The sequence below is a fragment of the Streptomyces sp. SCA2-17 genome (assembly GCF_044336695.1).
This window is the reverse complement of record NZ_CP117521.1, coordinates 7,028,472-7,045,088: the sequence shown is the minus strand read 5'-3', so window position 1 is coordinate 7,045,088 and position 16,617 is coordinate 7,028,472. Positions and strand designations below refer to the sequence as shown.

Genomic DNA, 16,617 nt, shown 5'->3' with positions numbered 1-16,617 from the left:
GGCTCGCTCGGCATGAGCGATGACGTTCAAGGACGAGGCCCGGCCCGTGACGCCGCCGTAGTAGTGGCCCGCGACAACCAGGGCCTCGTCGCCGTCCTGACCGCCGACTTCCCCCGTCACGGCGGCGAGTACCTGTTCCTACCCGGCGGACGCCGCGAAGACGGCGAGACACCCGAAGAATGCGCCCGGCGCGAGCTGATGGAAGAAGCCGGAATCACCGCGACGCGATGGAGGGCTCTCGGCGCCTACGCCATCACGCTCGAGTCCACTGCCCGTGTGCACCTGTACGAAGCGTCCGCCCTGACGCTCGGCCCCCAGCAGCTCACACCCACCGAGGAGGACTTCAAACTGTCATGGTGGCCCATGGCAGAAGCCATCGACGCAGCGGCCCAGGGCCGGTTTCTTCTCCCGGCAGGGCCTCTCGCCCTCCTGCTCGCGAACCAGTGACCAGACCGCGGAGGTGACTTCGGCCACCTCCGCTGGTGAGGTGTCATCTAGCACCTCCAGGGCGCGGTCTTCGCCCCTGTGAGTCGCTGGCCTGGCTCTCCGCGGCCGCGCCCCACCCTCAGGCCGCAGCCGGCGACGGGTCCGCAGTGCGGATCGCGGTCGCCGAAGGCGCCCGCGGCGCGGACCAGGAGCGGCAGGACGGCGGCACGGTCGTCGAGCGTGGGTGCGATGGCGGCAGCGCGGCACAGGCGTTCGATGGCGGCGCCGTGGATGCGGGCTTTACGGAGTTCGTTGCCGTGCATGCGCAGGATACCGGCGGGCAGGGCCGGGTCGTCGCCGAAGTGCCGAGCGGCTTCGAGGCTGCGGGCGGTCCAGCGGGCCGTCTTCGGTCTCGCCGCGGCACGGGAGATCCTGCAGCGGAAGAAGCCAGGACCTCTCAACGCGTATCCCATGCACAGTAGTTCGCACATGGGGTACCGTGCCCGCAACAGGTTGCTTCGTGCCGAAAACGAGGCGACCCCCGGAGGTGCTGGAACACCACCCGGGGGTCTTCACCACCAGGAGTTAGGGCTCCCCGTGATGCTTAGGCATGTTATCTCGCCTGCGGCGTTCTTCACGCAGGTGTCGAACGAGATCATCCGCCACCCGCGGCTGTCGTCGGACGCCGTGCGTCTGCTGACCTGGCAGTTGTCGCTGCCGGAGAGCCTCGATCAGCCGCTGTCGGAGACGGCGAAGCGGGCAGGGATCAGGAAGACCGGGTTCATCCGTGCGAAGCGCCAGCTCGCCGCTGAGGGTTACCTCCACGAGTGGCGGCGCCAGGACGCGGCCGGCCGGTGGTCGACTACGCAACTGATCTCCAACGTCCCGCTCTCTCCGGAGGCCGCCGCCGCTGTGCTGGATGGCCTCCCGAGGGGCCAAATCCCGGCCGCCGGTCGGCCGGAGGGCCGGGCCGTCGGCCGTTCCCAAGAAAACACTGAGCAGAACAACTCCACCTCTCCCTCCCCTTCCCCTGCCTCAGCCGATCCGGAGGACGATCACGCCCCGGCAGGGCGGGAGGACGAGCAGCCTTCCGGCGAGGTCTCGCAGATCACTTCGGCTGTGCCGACTGTCCCCGCTCCACTGGTCGAGCGAGGCGCGTTAGCCCTCGCTGTCATCTCGCACAGCGAACGGCGACTTCGGCTGTCCGGCCGTGAATTGGCAGGCCTGGCACCGCTGGTAGGCGAGTGGTTCCATCGGGGCACCGCGATGGCGGACCTCCGCGAAGCCCTGACGGCCGGGCTTCCCTCAGCCGTGCATTCTCCTGCCGGCCTGATCCGAAACCGGCTCCTCCGCAAGATGCCTCCGGCGCCGACCTTTGCCGAGCAACGGGCCACCGAACTACGCACGACCGCCGGTAGGCCGTCGCGGCTCTCCGGTACACGGGAATGCCTGGGGGATCATATCCAGGCGCGGCTATTCCGCCCGGTGGCCGACGAGATGTTGTGTCCGCAGTGCCGCAACGAGGCAGCCGCGGCCAGCCAGAACGCGGAGTACAGGGCGGCCGTGGCGGTGACCCTACGGGGCGCAGTCGCGGTGCGGGCAGCGATCAACGGTGCGGCGGGGGTAACCGGATGACCCTGCAGCGATGGATGCACTGGCGGCATTCAGGGACGTGATCCGGAGAGTGAGGTTGGAGCGTCTCGGTTACATCGATCGGGCGGCGGAGCTGTTCGCTCCATGCCAGGGAACGTGTGGCGGACGAACTAGGAGCAGGGTACTTCCATTTCACCACCCCGCCCCTCCGGTACCATGCTCACCCATGATAAAAGAAGTCAGTGATTGCCCTCTTTAAGCGCGTTAGGTCAACGACCAAACCGACAATCTCACACCGTACCTGCCTTGTTCCCACGAGACGAGGAACGTGCGAAATCCGAGCCTAGGGGAAGGCAGGGCACTAAAGCTGGACAGCCACGACGGGTTTATTCTCGGTCCGGGCTCGTGAGAGTGTCGGCGCCTCTTGGTGCCGACGTGATCACATCGCCCTGGGCGGCACAAGCAGGGCCGTCATCCGAATACAAGCATGCAGGAAATCGCAAGCCTTGGTCGGCTCGCCATTGCTCCAGCGACTTAACGGCGCAGCCCACCCCGGCCATCGTGCAGATACGGTCACCTCTCTCACCAACGCACCCTCCTCCCCATAATCCAGTGCGGTACTCCCAGGCCCTATATTCATGCTCCTCGTACCTGTTAAAGCAGGAGGCGACCTGGGGTAAACCACTGTCTGAGATCCTGAATCTGGGCCACCCAGGTCTAGCCGGCATCATCGAGGCGTGACCTCATTCCCGCCTCGGTGGAGGTGGATGAGGCGTCCCGCGGCGAGAGGGGCTCACCATCAGGCACTACCTGTTCGGTGCCGCTTCGGGCTGCTTGGAAGGACGGATCGCACCTGGGTTGGCGTTATGCTGCCGAGCGTTGCTCACAGCTCACAGGTCTCACAGGTCAGCTTGCCTACCTGGGGGAACAGGGTGTGAGGCTCACAGCTGTGAGCTGTGAGCTGTGAGCTGTGAGCTGTGAGCTGTGAGCTGTGAGCTGTGAGCTGTGAGGAGCGTACTGCCCGAGTCAGGCCAGGCCGATGGCGCACAGACAGCCGGCAGGCCGTGCGGACAGGCACATCCAGGCGGCAGAATCCGCCGACTATTGTGTCCCTTCCCCGTGCGGGGAGGGGGCGTTGCGCAGGATCTGAGAAGGTGAGAGCGGTCGGGGTATCTCGGTTTTCCTTTGCTCAGGTGTGGTTGGCGACTTCCCTGCCAGGGGGCACGAGGGGGGTCTGGGTGTGTAGCGTAAATCGTGCTGTCCGTGTGCGTGACACGTGAGGGGGACTGAGGCTGTATCCGGGAGTGCTCCTTCCGTTTTCTCAGTGGAGAGAATCGAGATGTTCTCAGTGTGGATACAGCCTTATGGTTCAAACCATGTGTGCATGCTCTGATGGTGCATGGCGTGTCCGGGCGTCACAAGCTCAGCTCAACTTTGCGGTTGAGCACTTTCGTTGGCGAGTCGAGCGCCGATACACGGCTGGGGCCGCCTGTTAACGACTACGCCGTGGCCGCCTCACCCACGAGATGTCGACAGGGGCTGCTGGAACAGCACGTCCGGGTGCTCCACAAGTTCCCTGATCCGCTTGAAGTCGTGACTGTGAAACCACGCGAAGGCCCGGCTTCCGCAGGCGTGTCCGTTCAGGACGAAGTGCAGGTTCATAGGAATGGAGGCCTCCTGTGGTTCAGTCACCCGCTGTCCCCTCCCGGGCTGCCTGCTGAGATGATCACATCTCGCTTCACGTCGAGGAGTGTGAACTACTGATGAGCAGATGGTCACCAGAGGTGGTTAAGATCCTGGAGGCTGCGGGATGGAGAGCAGGCAGGCGGGTCGATACAGCTGACTGGCGGTCCATGTTCGAAGCGGTCGGCCTCACCATGCACGATGCTGCGGATGCATTCCTCCAAGAGTTCGGGGGATTAGCTGTGAGCATCGGTGGTCCGGGAATCAACCGCGCCCGCGAACCGTTTGAACTCGACCCGGAGTTGACCCGGGGCGAGGAGGGCCGCTTCTCGGAATGGAGCGAGTCCACCGGGAGACGTCTCTTCCCGCTCGGCGAGCTGGATCACGGCCGATTCTTCCTCGGTATCGACGAGGCAAGTGAGATCTACCTCGTCGAGACCTGGGTCGCCGGCTTCGGAGTGATGCCGCAAGCCCTCGAGAACCTGATCCTGGGAGTGGCACCCCGCAAGATCGATGACAGATCCTAACTCTCAGACGAGGCCTTTTGTGACGTGCTTATCTGCAGAGCAGGACTCGTTTGGCGGAAGACTTCCAACCCTGCGCAGCCGAACCTCTAGCGCCCCAGCCTCCTTGGCCCGATGGAATGTTCCTCCACAGCGCGGGAGTCCACAGGCGCGGAAGACCCGCGTTGATCAGCAGATCTCACCACCGACCCGGCCACGGAGACACAGCGCCAGCCATGAGCGACGTTGCACCGAATAAGACGCCGCAAGCCCCCCCCCCCCCCCCCGCCGAACCCACCCCAACAGCACTCACTCAACAGAGCGAGGCCTCTGACCACCCAACACACCCCGAGACACCCTTCACCACCCCCCGCGAGCGCGAGGAGCACTGAGGCCTGGACACCCCAGCCGTCGCCGACCCGGAACCATCCCCACGAGCGCGAGGAGCATTGCTGCTGACGCGGGAGCAGGCTCAACGCTCGGGGACCATCCCCGCGAGCGCGGGGACCATCCCCCGCGGGGGCGGGGAGCATACTCGACGACCAGGGCTTTTAGCGGACCCCAGACCGGTTTTCACTCACTTACAAAGACTCGGGCAAACCTCACCTATCCGACCTTCGGGCCGACTCGCCCACCACCTCAACGACCTACTCGCACCAGAATATTAGGGCCTGTCCGACGAGTCGTGGCGCGGCGCCGAGGCCAGGCACCCGGCCGAGGACGGAGGGGGATGGGTACAGCAGTGGCTACCTCCACCCTCATGGGTGAATTATGCAGATAGAGGCACCATGTGTTTGGTGTCGCTGCTGTCCTGGGCGTACGCCCCGCAACCAAGGGGACGGTATGCGATCCAGGAGGCGGCTCATGCGGCTTTCACGACGCACCCAACCAGCACCCACCCACCCCGTCACGACTCCCACCGCGTCCGGGCACCGATCCCGGAGAATGGCGGCTGGCCTCGGCGCCATCCTGCTGGCACTGTCCGGGGCCACCCTCGCCACCCCCGCCGCCGGTCAGCAGCGAGCCGCTGCCGTTCCGGCGGGCGACTATTGCGGCCCGAACCAGTCCTTCTACGGCGGAGGGCAGTACACCTACGCCGAGGCGCAGGTATGCCTGCGCTTCGGATCCAGCGGAAACCAAGTGATCGTGAACAACCGCAACGCCCAGTACTACTGGGGCGGCTCCTGGTACTCCGCGACGTCGAACTATCCCGCCAAGTGGTACGCGAGCGGTTCAGTGAGCATCGGCGGCCAGTCGGGAAACTTCGCCACCCCCAACCCCGTCACGCAAGGGTCCGCCAACGGTTCGGCCGGCGGCGGCTCACCCGCAGCCCTCAGCGCCTGCGGTACCTACAACGTCACGATGACGTTCCATCAGAACGGCCCTTACTGGACCGACAGCGGTCAGGACATCGACTCCGGCCAGCAATCCTACCAGATCAGCGTGCCCTGTTAGAGCATGTCCGACCGGACGGTGCATCGTTGATCCGGTCACCAGGCCGTGATGATGAACGGCCCATATGGCAGGAGTGCAGCGATGCTCTTGCCCATTGTCGGCCAGCTCCTGGGCTTGGCTGTGGCCGGACTCCACGCCTTCGTCGGAGGCATGATCGGCCACGTGGCCAGCCTGCTCTGAGATCAATGCACTTCCCGTGGCGTCGAGCCGGGGAACCCTCCGGGTTTCCTCAGCCCGACGCTACGGCGTGTCCGACGACTCATGAACGGAGCCAGAGCCGGACGGCTGCGACCGTGACCGTTCCCTGGAAGATGTAGGCGCGCTTGTCGAAGCGCGTCGCTACGGCGCGGAAACCCTTGAGGGCGTTCATGGTGCGCTCGACTTCATTCCTGCGTGCGTACCGGTCCCGGTCGAAGCCGACGGGTCTGCCGCCCGCGCTGCCACGGCGTCGGCGGTGGGCCTGCTGGTCTTTGCGTTCGGGGATCGTATGCCGGATCTGCCGCCGCCGCAGGTATCGCCGGTTCCGGCGGGAGCTGTACGCCTTGTCCCCACACACGTAATCCGGGCGCGTTCCGCGAGCGGCCACTGGCAGGCCGTGGAACGCGGATGTGGTCCAGGACCGGTATCAGCTGGGGTGCATCGCCCCACTGCCCCGGTGTGATCAGGACAGTCAGCGGCCGACAGCCTCCATCACCCGCCAGGTGGACCTTTGTCGTCAGTCCGCCGCGCGAACGGCCGATCGTCTCATCGTCCCGATGCCAGGCAGGAGAACGGCGACGTGCCGGAATCCGTGCCGGCCGGTGCCGGGCCCAGCGGCGTGCTGGTGAACACGGCATACCGTGGAGTCCACGCTCACCACACTCCAGTCGATCCGGCCCTCCGCGTCAGCGTCGGCCTGGAGGGCACTCAGCACCTTCTCCCACGTACCATCCGCTGACCACCTGCGATGCCTGTCGTGGCAGGTCTTCCACTTCCCGAACCGCGAGGGAAGATCACGCCACGGGATCCCCGTCCGCTGCCGGTAGAGAATCCCGTTGATGACCACGCGGTGGTCCTTCCAGCGCCCGCGCCGTCCCACGTTCTTCGGAAGGTGCGGCTCCAGCCGATCCCACTCGCCGTCCGAAAGATCACCCCGCCCCACACCGAGCGGAACGAGACACCGGCGTGACGGTCATGCGACCCACCGGACAGGCCCTAATCACACCAGCATCCAGGGCCTGGACATCAAAACCAGCCCCCGCCAAACACTCCCCCGCGAGCGCGGGGAGCGCTCGGCCATGAGCTTCTGAAAGCTCACCCGGCCGGATCCGCCTCCCCGGCTTCGGTGAGATCGGTACGTTCACCGAGGAACGCATACGTGCCCCGGTCAAAAACCCACTGCGCCTGCCGCCCCTGCACCGTACGGGCAACCGCGACGCCCTCACGTGTCGCAGCGTCGGTGGCCGAACCGACCACTGTGACACCGGGGATCTTCGCGGCAGCGTTTAGAGCGCGGTGCTGGCCTGCGGGGGCCGCCCGGATGGTTCTGGCTCTGCGCGACTGTCCGCAGCGAGGCGTCCAGTGCTCGCGCCTGGGGCACCGCCGTAGAGGATAGCGTTGCGGGTGTTTACAGTTGAGCCGAACGAACGCGCCCTCGCCACCCCGCTCATCCATAGACAACCGCCTCTATAACGTGCACGGAAGTCCATTGATCGGCTCGGAGGTCTCATGCCCCTGCAGATGGAATTGGCCGCGATAACACTCGATTGCCCTGATCCGCTGGCTCTGGCGACGTTCTATCAGCAGGCCACCGGCTTTGAACTACACCCGAAGTCGGATGCCGAGTTCGCCGGTCTCAACCGTGAGGACGGACTCTTCGTCGGCTTCCAGCGGGTCGAGGACTACCAGGCTCCGAGTTGGCCTGGCCAGATCGTTCCCCAGCAGCTTCACATGTGCTTCAAGGTCGCGGAGAACCTGAACGAGGCTGAGGCCCGGCTGCTGGAGCTGGGTGCAGGCAAGCCGGAACACCAGCCGCACGGGGACAAGGCACGGGTCCTTACCGACCCTGCTGGGCATCCCTTCTGCATCGTCACGCGCTGACTGGCGTTCTCGTAGTCCGAGGCGGGCCGGTAACCCGGCCCTTCACAGTGCAGCCAGCCCGAGCGCAGCAGGGTAGCGCCGTGGCCGCGCTTTCGGCTGCCGGGTCGGCGCCGCTTTCGGCGCATCGGCCGTTCCGCCGAAACCCGCCCAGTCGCTGGCCTGAGCCGGTCGGCGCAGCATCGGTCATTGGCCGTGGTGATCTGATGAACGAGGGGGGGCACCGTGACCGAACTCCCCATACCCGCTGGATACACATGAAACTATTGCGACGATCAGACGAATGAGCTGGAGTCGGACACCAGGTCGCAGTACCGCCTGGGAATCAGTTACGCCTCTCCCCTACCCCGGCCTTCTCGTCGCCGCGGCCGTCGCCGAACGAACCGATGCGAGTGCCCGGCGCACCGCCTACGTAGCACGGCCCGAGCGACCCCGAGCCACCGTTGACCGTCCCTTCAACGTTCTACGGCGGCGAATCCGCCTGCAGGCGCGCTCAAACAACTGCCCGTCCCAGCGGAAGAGGCCACCCGTCGCGGCGCTGGAGGGCCGGCGACCGCTTCATAGCTGTCCCGCTGCAGTCATCGGGCAGGCAGCAAGCGTACCGATCGGGCCCGGCTACCGCTCACACAGCTCCATCGGCCATACTGCCCGCCGTGGATCACCGCATAGGCCAGAACACCCCGCTCACGCACGCCGCCGGAACCGATCCGGCGTTCATCCCCGGCCTGACGCCGCCGCTCCCTGCCGCAGCAAAGGAGCGGCCGACGGGACCGGCTGACGCCGTCCCGGATGCCGACACCGTCTCAGAGCCACAGGCGGAAACGGAGACAACGAAGGCAACTGCCGCCGATGAGGAACTACGACCGGCGGCCGACGGACCGACTTTCGAGGTTTCCGACCGGCGCGGCTCAATGTCCGTTGACAGCACCGGCATCACGCTCCAACTGGACGGAGAAGCAGCCGAGTTCGACTGGCTGGAAATCGGCGCGGTGGAGACGAATACCTCCCGGTTCGGCCGGCAGATCACCATCACCGTCTACACCACCAACCGCCGCCGCTACCACGTCCACATCGAAGCACCTAACCGAAACCTGCTCAAGCAGTGGGCGACGGAACTGGACACCGTACTCGATTCCTACTTCGAATTCGAAGCAGACGGCAAGGCCGCCGGCTGATCATCAGCCTCCGCCTCTCACCGTCGGCCCGGCGCGAGCGCCACACCACAGACCTGCATGGCCGCGCCTGGCAAGTCCGTCCGACGTGCCCGGGGCCGGCGCGCCTGCGCGTCTGCGCGTCTGCGGCCTCAGAAGCTGTGACGCATCCTCGCTCTGAGTAGTTCGGCCGGGTCGGGAGGCCCGAGGGATGCCCTGGGCGGTGAGCTCACCCACCTCGATACGCGTCACCGGCTCTCGCTTCCTGCGGTCCGCTAGGAGGCTGACCGGGACACGGCGGAAACGTGCCGTAGAGGCCCGGGGCGACGTCGATCAGGTCCTTTCCCAGGGACATCGAGGGCGAGGTCCAGGCGGTGGATGGATGGTCCCGGGGTTTCGAGGCCGTATTCGCGCAGGTGTTCGCCGAGCCGGTCGATGCTGTCAGAACTGCTGACAGCGGCCAGCAGGATTTCCCCGCGTACGGCCACATAGCGCCGTAACGCTCCGTGGCCGTACGCGGGTGTGCGTTCTGCTGCTGTCAGCGGCGGAGGGTGCGGAAAAAGGCGCGGATGTCGTCGACGAACAGGTCGGGAACCTCGAATGCGGGGAAGTGGCCGCCTTCGGTGTGTTCCCGCAGGAAGGCGGAGCTGTCACTGGGGCCGAGGACCTTGCGGATCAGCGGGTTGCTGTAGAACAGTGAGGAGCCCTGGGGTACAGCCGATGCCGTGCCCCAACTGGTGTTTTCGGCGTGGGCGAGTTCCCAGTAGAAGTCGGCCGCGGCGGGGCCGGTTCGGGTGAACCAGTAGAGGCTGGCGGTGATCAGAACGTTGTCGCGGCTGATCGGTGTGGCGGGGTTGGCCCACTCCACGAACTTCTCGGCGATCCAGGCCAGTTGCAGGATCGGAGAGTCGGCCAGGCCCGCGGAGAGCGCGTTGGGCTCGGTCGAGTGCAGCACTCGGTAGCCCTTCATCTGCGACCAGCGTCGTTGCGCCGCTTCGAGTTCGGCGCGTTCATCCGGGCTCAGGCCGGGCGGTTCAGGGAGGTCCTCGCCGACCATGCCGAGCTGGAGTCGGTCGCCGTGGGTATGGGCGCCGATCACGCGGTCGGGCAGCAGGGCGGACACCCGGCCGGTGACGCCGGCCCCGATGTCGCCTCCCTCGATGCCGAAGCGTTCATAGCCCAAGCGGGTCATGAGCTCTCCGAACGCGAGGGCGGTGCGTTCCAGGTTCCAGCCGCGCGCGGAGAGCGGACTGGAGAAGGCGAAGCCAGGCAGTGAGGGGATGACGACGTGGAAGGCGTCGGCCGGGTCCCCGCCGTGGGCGCGCGGGTTGGTCAGGGGGCCGCTCGCCTCCAGGAACTCCACGAATGAGGTGGGGTAGCTGTGGTTGAGCAGCAGCGGCGTGGCATCCGGCTCCGGCGAGCGGATGTGCAGGAAGTGGATGGTCTGACCGTCGATCTCGGTCAGGAACTGCGGGAACGTGTTCAGCCGCGCCTCGTGGGCCCGCCAGTCGAACCCGTGCGCCCAGTAGTCGGCCAGTTCGCGAAGATATGCCGGAGGGATGCCACGGTCCCATTCCGAGCCGGTTCCGGGCACCGGGTGCGGCGATCGCGTACGAGTCAGGCGGTGCTGTAGATCGTCCAGGTCGGCCTGCGGGATCTGGATACGGAACGGTGTGATACCGACGCTCATGGTGATCAATTTAGAGGTTGAACAGGTCGCTTGATGCCGACCACCGACGCGGCCGTGTCGTGCAAAGCGCAGCCCAGCCCTACAAATCGACTCCCCGCATCGCCAGGCAATCTCATCACCCTCAGTGAGAATCACGGCCAGATGGCTCCCCACCAAGTGGCCACGAGCGGGGAATCACAACTGGCCACTGACACTGCCGGATTTTGATCCGTACAGTGCAGGCTCGCTCGCGCGGCGAGTGGAGCGTGAACTTCCTGGTGCGCCCCAGTGATGCTGCCGCACACCTCTGGTTGGACGTGTCGTTGATCAACAGCCGGGAGAGATTCCCCAGTGCTTACGCGCGGCTACCGCCGCCACACCATTCAGGAGGTCACCATCAACGCTGTCCGTCGCACTGCCGCCGCCTTCGCCGCGGGCGTTGTGCTCGCTCTGGGAAGCGTGGCTAGCGCCACACCCGCGCAGGCCGATGTCAAGAGCACTCTGTGCGATATCACGGCGGCCGCTCTCCCCGACATCGTTCCCGCCACGTGTACTCCGTCAGCGGGCGAGTGACAGCTCCCCAGCCGGAATCGTCACCGCAAGGGGCCAGGCCTCTGACGGCTTTCAGCCGGTGGGGCCTGGCGGGACCACCACCGCCTTGGCGGAGGCATTCCGCAAGCGCGAAGCACGACGGCCTGGACGCGTTCAGAGCGCCCCCGGATGGAGTGATGTCACAGGCCGTTGAGCCGACGCATCGGGGAGAGAGGCGTTTTGACCATACTCGAGGAGGTTCTTTGTGAGGCTGCTTCCCACATGGCGGTCACGGTGCGCGGCACTGGTCTCCGCGGTGGCGGCTGTGTCCCTGCTGGCGGTACCGGGTTCCGCATCGGCGGCCCTGGCCCCCGTCGTCACGACGTTCGACTCACCTGGTAACCACTCCTTCACGGTGCCGGACGGCGTCAGCCGCATCCATGTAGTGGCGGTGGGCGGCGGGGGCGGCGGCGGGGGCGGGGGCGGCAACAACGGCGGTGTCCTCAGCGGTGCCGGCGGCGGGGGCGGCGGCAGCGGGGCGACGGCGTCGTGCGTGGCCACCGTCAAGGGCGGAGACAAGCTCGAGATCATCGTCGGCCAGGGCGGCTGGGGAGGCCTGCGCGGAGAGGGCAAGTACGACAACGGCAAACCCGGCAAGGACGGGGCCTACTCCGGTGTCGGCACGGCCAAGGGCTGGCTGGCCTATGCCCGGCATGGCTGGCATGGGCAGGGCGGCGAAGCGTCGGGAACCTGGGAAAGCGGGAACGGAGGGCACCCCGGGGCAGGCGGCAGCGGGCCGAGAAGCGTGTGCCAGCGCACCGATCGTGTCCTCACATCCGGCCAGGACGGCAGGCGCGGTCAGCACGGCTACCGCAACGATCCGGGACGGGGCGGTGCGGGAGGTTCGCTGCCGGTGCACCACTGCTCCCTCTTGGCCGGGCGGGGCGGTGACGGTGGCGATGGGGCAGGCAACAATCATGCAGGAGACGGACAGCAAAGTTCTTCCTCGGCCGGCTGGGGCGGGAGGAATGGCTGCGTGACCCTGACCTACACCCCATCAGGGTGATGCTGCTCATGAAGCCGGGGCAGGGCATCGGCATGGAGCCGGGCGGCCCAGCGCGCCGGCTCCGTATCGCCCACTACCTCAAGGCCGAGCCCTCCTCCGTCAATGGCCGGCAGACCCACTGACCAGCCCTGGCACGTGCCGTACGCTCGCCGCATCCGGGCGGGGAGCGTACGACACCTGCCCAAGCCACCCCTGCCGCCTGTCCACGGGCCCAGCCGCTCCGGCGAGTACGCGCGGCAAGCGGGTGAGCAGGGAAAACGCTGTGCACCGCCCACAGTCGTTGTCGCGCGGGCCGCCCGGTCACCGGGGTGCGGGAGTGAGGCGGACACTCCAAGGGCGCAGACGGATCCTCGGCAGCGGCGAAGCCGGTGCGGGTGGTGGGGGCTTGGGCTCGCGCCAGGAGGTCACCGGTTTGGTCAGCCGGTGTGTCATCAGCGTCATAACGCTCCAGGCCAGATGCGCTTCGGCATGCTGGGGCAAACGCTCATAGTCACGGCAATTGCGGCGAGCCCTCATGATCCATGAAATTGACCGCTCTACCACCCACCTCTTGGGCAGGAGAACGAACCCCTTCGTTTTTGGCCGGTTGACGGTCTTGAGGGTGAGGCGGAGGCGGTCCTTGGCCCAACCGACCAACTCGCCCCCGTAGGCGGAGTCCGCCCAGACCAGGGTCACCTCGGGGTGAGCCAGCCGGAGGCGAAAGAGAAAATCGCGCGCCGCATGGGCGTCGTGGATGCTGGCCGGGGTGACCATGGTCATCACGGGCAGGCCGCGGGTGTCCACGGCCAGGTGCCGCTTGCGGCCCGTCGTTTTCTTCCCCGCGTCGTACCCGGACGTCGCCTTCGGGACGGTGGCGTCGGCCTTGACGGTCTGGGAGTCGACCACCACGGTCACCGACCGCGGGTTCTTCCCCTCCCTCAACCGCACCTGCTCATGCAGTTCGGCGCAGATCCGGGCGGTCACCCCAGCCGCGTGCCACTTCTGAAACCACCGGTAAACCGTGCGCCAAGGCGGGAAGTCGCCCGGGACCGCGCGCCACTGGCAGCCTGTCCGGTTCACATACCGGATGCCGTCAACGACATCGCGCCGGTCGTAGACCTCCGGGTGCCCGCCAGTGGGCAGCGTGCAGGCCGGCGGCGGAAGCAGGGGCTCGATCAACGACCACTCCGCATCGCTCATATCGGAGGGATAACAACGTTCTCGCACGTCAACGGCCTCCTATCGTTCCATGCGGGTAAGGACTTCGAGAGTGGCCTTAACCCCACCAAGCTGTTCCAGGACCAGGCGGACCCACTCGTCGGAGGGCTGGCGTTTGGCGTGCGGAGCGATGATCCCGGTGATGACGTTGGTGATCCGGTGCAGTTCGGTAGTGAAGATCGCCCGCTCGTAAGCGACCCAGATCTCCGGGTCCTCCGACAGCTGGAACCCCTCCGCGCGCGAGTGCGTCACCGGCGGCAGCCCCTCCTTCAGAGCGGTCTTCCTCAGGAACTTGATGCCGGCCCACACCTGCGAGGGCGTGCGGCGAGTCGAGTGGCACAACTGGGCCAGGCTGACCCCGGCCGGCTGGGCCTCAACCAGCGCCTTTCGCACGGCTTCGCCATGGACATGGGCGGGCAGCCCCCGCATGACTACTCGCCCCGGAGCAGCTGGGCGAGGGCCTCGTCCAGATCGGTGCGGCCGGTTTCCACGGCCGTTTCAATCCAGTCAGCCGTGGCCCGCAGCTTCTCCAAGACACTTCCCACCTGCTCGTACTGCCGCTCGGTGAACTCGTGCCCGCGCAGCTTCGGCACCAGCCGGGTAGCGCCCGCGATGAAGCCCTGGCACACCGCCATCAAATCGGCGAACTCCATCTGACGGTGCCACCGCCGCACGACGGTGGCCGGATCATCGAACCGCTCGTCCTCACCGTCTTCGCCTTCGCGGGCCAGGACGTCCTGGAACTCCTCGTCGAGTTCATCGTCCTCATCCGCCTGCTCGAACTGGATCTCGTTCACCATGTAGCGGGCGTCGGAGTCCTTTTCCGAACTACGATCTTGCTCTCCTGGCGGCATGAGGGCAGCTGGCTACTGGGTGATGACGGGCATGCCGAGCTGGACGGGGCCTCTGCCGGAGTGCGTGCGCGTGATGCTGCGGTCGAGGCTGGCGAGCTTCTCCTTGGCCTTGGTCAGGCTGACCTGGAGACCCTGGACTTCGCCGAGCCAGCCGTTCAAGCGGGCCTCGGTGATGCGGTCGCCGAGGTTGTGGATGATCTCGACGAGTCGTGCCCGCTGGCGGGGCGAAATCTGGAGCATCGGGCATCTGATGCAGGAATGCTCGTGCTGGCAGGGGGTTCCGTAGGGCCGAGCGCAGTCCCCCAATTCCAGCTTGCGGGTGTGGAAGTGCTGCTGGAACTCCCGCCACTCCTCTGCGGTGGGGTCGCGGTATTCCTCGACGGGGCGGACCGCGCGACGCTTGTCGAGGAAGGACCGGTAGGAACGGATCAGGTCTTCCTGGAACACGGCGAGGTAGGCCTCCGTGGTGGTGACCGAGGCATGGCCGAGGAGGCGGGCAGCGATGTGAACGGGGAGGCCGCCGGCCACGGCTTCAGTCGCGAAGATCCTTCGGAAGTCGTGAGGCGTGTAGCGCAGGGGCTGGCCGGCGTGGTCGGTCAGCGCCGCCCTGGCGAGGGTGTCGTTGAGCAACTGGTAGACCATGTTGGTGGTGATGACGTCGCGCCTCCAGCCGAAGCGGCGTTGGAACAGGTGCGGAAGAACCGGTCCGGTGACCAGCTCGTGCGGGTCGTAGCGCGCGACGAGCGGGACGGCGCCGTCGTTGTCCGCGCGCAGGCGGCTGATGACTGTTGCCAACACGCTGGCCAGCTCGGGGCTGACCAGCAGGAGCCTCTCCTCGTTGCTCTTCGAGGGGACGATCTGAAGCAGTGGAACGATCTCGCCGGTGTCGGGGAGCTGGTAGGACACCAGGGCCATGTGGGTGAGTTCCAGGAGTTCTTCGAGGCGGATCCCGGTGTGCCGGAGCGTTTCAATGACGGCCCAGGCCCAGAACGCCTCGTCCTCCGCGCGGGTGAGGTCGAATTGCTCGCCGGTGGCGTCATCCTGTGCGAGCACGATGGCGGGCCGGTAGTGGATGCGCCGCTGGCTGCGGTGCTCTGTGCGGTCGATTCGCCGGTAGTGGCGGCCGTCATGAACGAAGGTCTCACCCACCGCAGCGGCCTCGGCCGCGGCCAGGAGCCGCTGCTGGAGCGCATGGTGGTGCTCGGTGGTCTCGACCAGCTCAGGAAGGCGAGGCAGCCGCTCGCGGACGCGCTGGTGCATCTTGGCCCGAGCCTTCTTCTTCACCTTGGTGAAGCCCCCAGTGTCGGAGCGACGGACCGGGCTCGGGACTGCCCAGGCGGCCCAGCTAGGGTCCTCCAGTGCCCACTCGGCGAGGTCGAGGTAGAACGCGCGGACACTGGCCAGGACGCTCGGCCACTGTGCCCGCGGGACGGGCGCCTTTCCCTCACGGGAGATCGTCTTGACGCGGTGCTTCCACGCCTCGGCGACTTCCGGCGCGAGGTGCAGGCCGGTGACCTCCGGGTGGTGCTTCTCGATGTCGGCCCAGAACGCGCCCACCAGCTGGCTGGCCAGTCCGGACAACGAGCTGTAGTCCAGACTTGGGCGGCGTTCGTCGAGGTAGCGCACGAGGACATCCCGGACCGGCCCGGGACGGATTCCGTAGCGGTCGACGAGGCCGGCCGTGGTCAGCGGACCGCGGGCCAGCGTGCGACGCAACGACAAGTCCTCTTCCAGGACCCCGACGTCCCGCAGCAGGTCCCAGGCAGCGTGCACGCCGAAGGGTGCCTTGGCCGCAGCCTGCCGGTTCCACTCGTGGTAGCCGATCACGTCCTCGCCGGTGAGCTGGGCGAGGTCACGTCCGGTCCTCAAAACCATCTTCACCAGGCAGTTCTCGGCGGTGCTCAGCTGGCTGGGGATCATTCCACGGGCCAAGCCAGCCTGGTGGACCTGGGCGAACAGCTCGGCCCCGAACTCCTGCTTGGCCTGGCGGTGAAGTCCGGAAGTCCGGTAGCACTGCAGGAACTCGTAGCTGGGCCGCACCACCCTGGCCAGCAGAAGGCAGCCCAAGCCGTCCGTGGTCAACGACCGTCGGGCCGCCTCGACGCGGCCATATCCGGCTGTGACCAGGTCGATCCAGTCCACGTTGTTGTCGGCGCCGGAGACGATCCAGCGCTGCTGCCACCCCTCGCCGGGGAAGGACAAGAGCCAGTCGAGGATCCGGACCGTGCCCCGGAGCCGGTCCGTTCGCTTGCTGCGACTCCGCTTGCTCGTCGTGGCTGGGAAGGTGGCCAGCGAGGGCAGGAGGTCCAGGACCTCGGTCACCGACAGGCGATCGAACGGTCCACGCTCGTCAGCAGGCTCTTCCTCGACGGCGGCAGGTCGGCCAGGTGAGCTCGGTGCCGCCGGAAGGTGG

At 66.8% G+C, this 16,617-nt stretch carries 13 protein-coding genes and 1 pseudogene; 7 read left to right on the top strand and 7 right to left on the bottom strand.

Annotated elements, in window-relative coordinates:
- The first annotated feature begins 12 nt into the window (after positions 1 to 12).
- The gene (locus PS271_RS31085) at positions 13 to 447 is read left to right on the top strand and encodes an NUDIX hydrolase (RefSeq protein ID WP_398386528.1); all 435 of its coding nucleotides are present in this window, start codon (positions 13 to 15) and stop codon (positions 445 to 447) included.
- A 47-nt stretch (positions 448 to 494) separates the two neighbouring features.
- Here PS271_RS31085 and PS271_RS31080 read toward each other — a convergent pair whose 3' ends face one another.
- Positions 495 to 887: a hypothetical protein gene (locus tag PS271_RS31080; RefSeq protein ID WP_398386527.1), complete on the bottom strand. Its 393-nt coding sequence runs from the start codon at positions 885 to 887 to the stop codon at positions 495 to 497.
- Positions 888 to 1,068: 181 nt separating this feature from the next.
- Here PS271_RS31080 and PS271_RS31075 point away from each other — a divergent pair, with 181 nt between their 5' ends.
- The 3 genes from PS271_RS31075 to PS271_RS31065 all read left to right on the top strand — a co-directional run bounded on the left by PS271_RS31075 (position 1,069) and on the right by PS271_RS31065 (position 5,660).
- Positions 1,069 to 2,061 (top strand): hypothetical protein, encoded by a 993-nt coding sequence (locus tag PS271_RS31075; RefSeq protein WP_398386525.1) that lies wholly within the window; start codon positions 1,069 to 1,071, stop codon positions 2,059 to 2,061.
- Positions 2,062 to 3,782: 1,721 nt separating this feature from the next.
- Entirely contained in the window at positions 3,783 to 4,229 is a 447-nt protein-coding gene (locus tag PS271_RS31070) for an SUKH-3 domain-containing protein (RefSeq protein ID WP_398386524.1), read from the top strand.
- Positions 4,230 to 5,150: 921 nt separating this feature from the next.
- Positions 5,151 to 5,660 carry a hypothetical protein gene (locus PS271_RS31065; protein WP_398386522.1) on the top strand — a complete coding sequence of 170 codons (510 nt, stop codon included), beginning with the start codon at positions 5,151 to 5,153 and terminating at the stop codon, positions 5,658 to 5,660.
- Between the two features lie 259 nt (positions 5,661 to 5,919).
- On the opposite strand, the pseudogene PS271_RS31060 reads toward PS271_RS31065, so the two are convergent.
- Positions 5,920 to 6,801: pseudogene (locus tag PS271_RS31060) on the bottom strand (IS5 family transposase).
- 566 nt (positions 6,802 to 7,367) lie between these two features.
- Between PS271_RS31060 and PS271_RS31055 the strand changes: the two are divergent.
- Both PS271_RS31055 and PS271_RS31050 read left to right on the top strand, forming a co-directional pair.
- Positions 7,368 to 7,739, top strand: a complete 372-nt coding sequence (locus PS271_RS31055) for a VOC family protein (protein WP_398386520.1) — start codon at positions 7,368 to 7,370, stop codon at positions 7,737 to 7,739.
- A 650-nt stretch (positions 7,740 to 8,389) separates the two neighbouring features.
- The gene (locus tag PS271_RS31050) at positions 8,390 to 8,911 is read left to right on the top strand and encodes a hypothetical protein (protein WP_398386519.1); all 522 of its coding nucleotides are present in this window, start codon (positions 8,390 to 8,392) and stop codon (positions 8,909 to 8,911) included.
- A gap of 514 nt (positions 8,912 to 9,425) precedes the next feature.
- Here PS271_RS31050 and PS271_RS31045 read toward each other — a convergent pair.
- Entirely contained in the window at positions 9,426 to 10,577 is a 1,152-nt protein-coding gene (locus PS271_RS31045; RefSeq protein WP_398386517.1) for an epoxide hydrolase family protein, read from the bottom strand.
- Positions 10,578 to 11,412: 835 nt separating this feature from the next.
- On the opposite strand from PS271_RS31045, the gene PS271_RS31040 reads away from it, so the two are divergent.
- A complete protein-coding gene (locus PS271_RS31040) occupies positions 11,413 to 12,153 on the top strand; it encodes a glycine-rich domain-containing protein (RefSeq protein WP_398386516.1) in 741 nt (246 codons plus the stop codon).
- Positions 12,154 to 12,453: 300 nt separating this feature from the next.
- On the opposite strand, the gene PS271_RS31035 is transcribed toward PS271_RS31040, so the two are convergent.
- From PS271_RS31035 to PS271_RS31020, 4 genes are read right to left on the bottom strand one after another with little or no spacing between them, the layout of a single operon-like run.
- Entirely contained in the window at positions 12,454 to 13,332 is an 879-nt protein-coding gene (locus tag PS271_RS31035; RefSeq protein WP_398386514.1) for an IS5 family transposase, read from the bottom strand.
- Positions 13,333 to 13,371: 39 nt separating this feature from the next.
- Positions 13,372 to 13,779, bottom strand: a complete 408-nt coding sequence (locus PS271_RS31030; RefSeq protein WP_398386512.1) for a hypothetical protein — start codon at positions 13,777 to 13,779, stop codon at positions 13,372 to 13,374.
- Positions 13,780 to 13,781: 2 nt separating this feature from the next.
- Positions 13,782 to 14,204 (bottom strand): DUF6192 family protein, encoded by a 423-nt coding sequence (locus PS271_RS31025; RefSeq protein ID WP_398386510.1) that lies wholly within the window; start codon positions 14,202 to 14,204, stop codon positions 13,782 to 13,784.
- A 12-nt stretch (positions 14,205 to 14,216) separates the two neighbouring features.
- Entirely contained in the window at positions 14,217 to 16,526 is a 2,310-nt protein-coding gene (locus PS271_RS31020) for a tyrosine-type recombinase/integrase (protein ID WP_398386509.1), read from the bottom strand.
- Positions 16,527 to 16,617 lie beyond the last annotated feature (91 nt).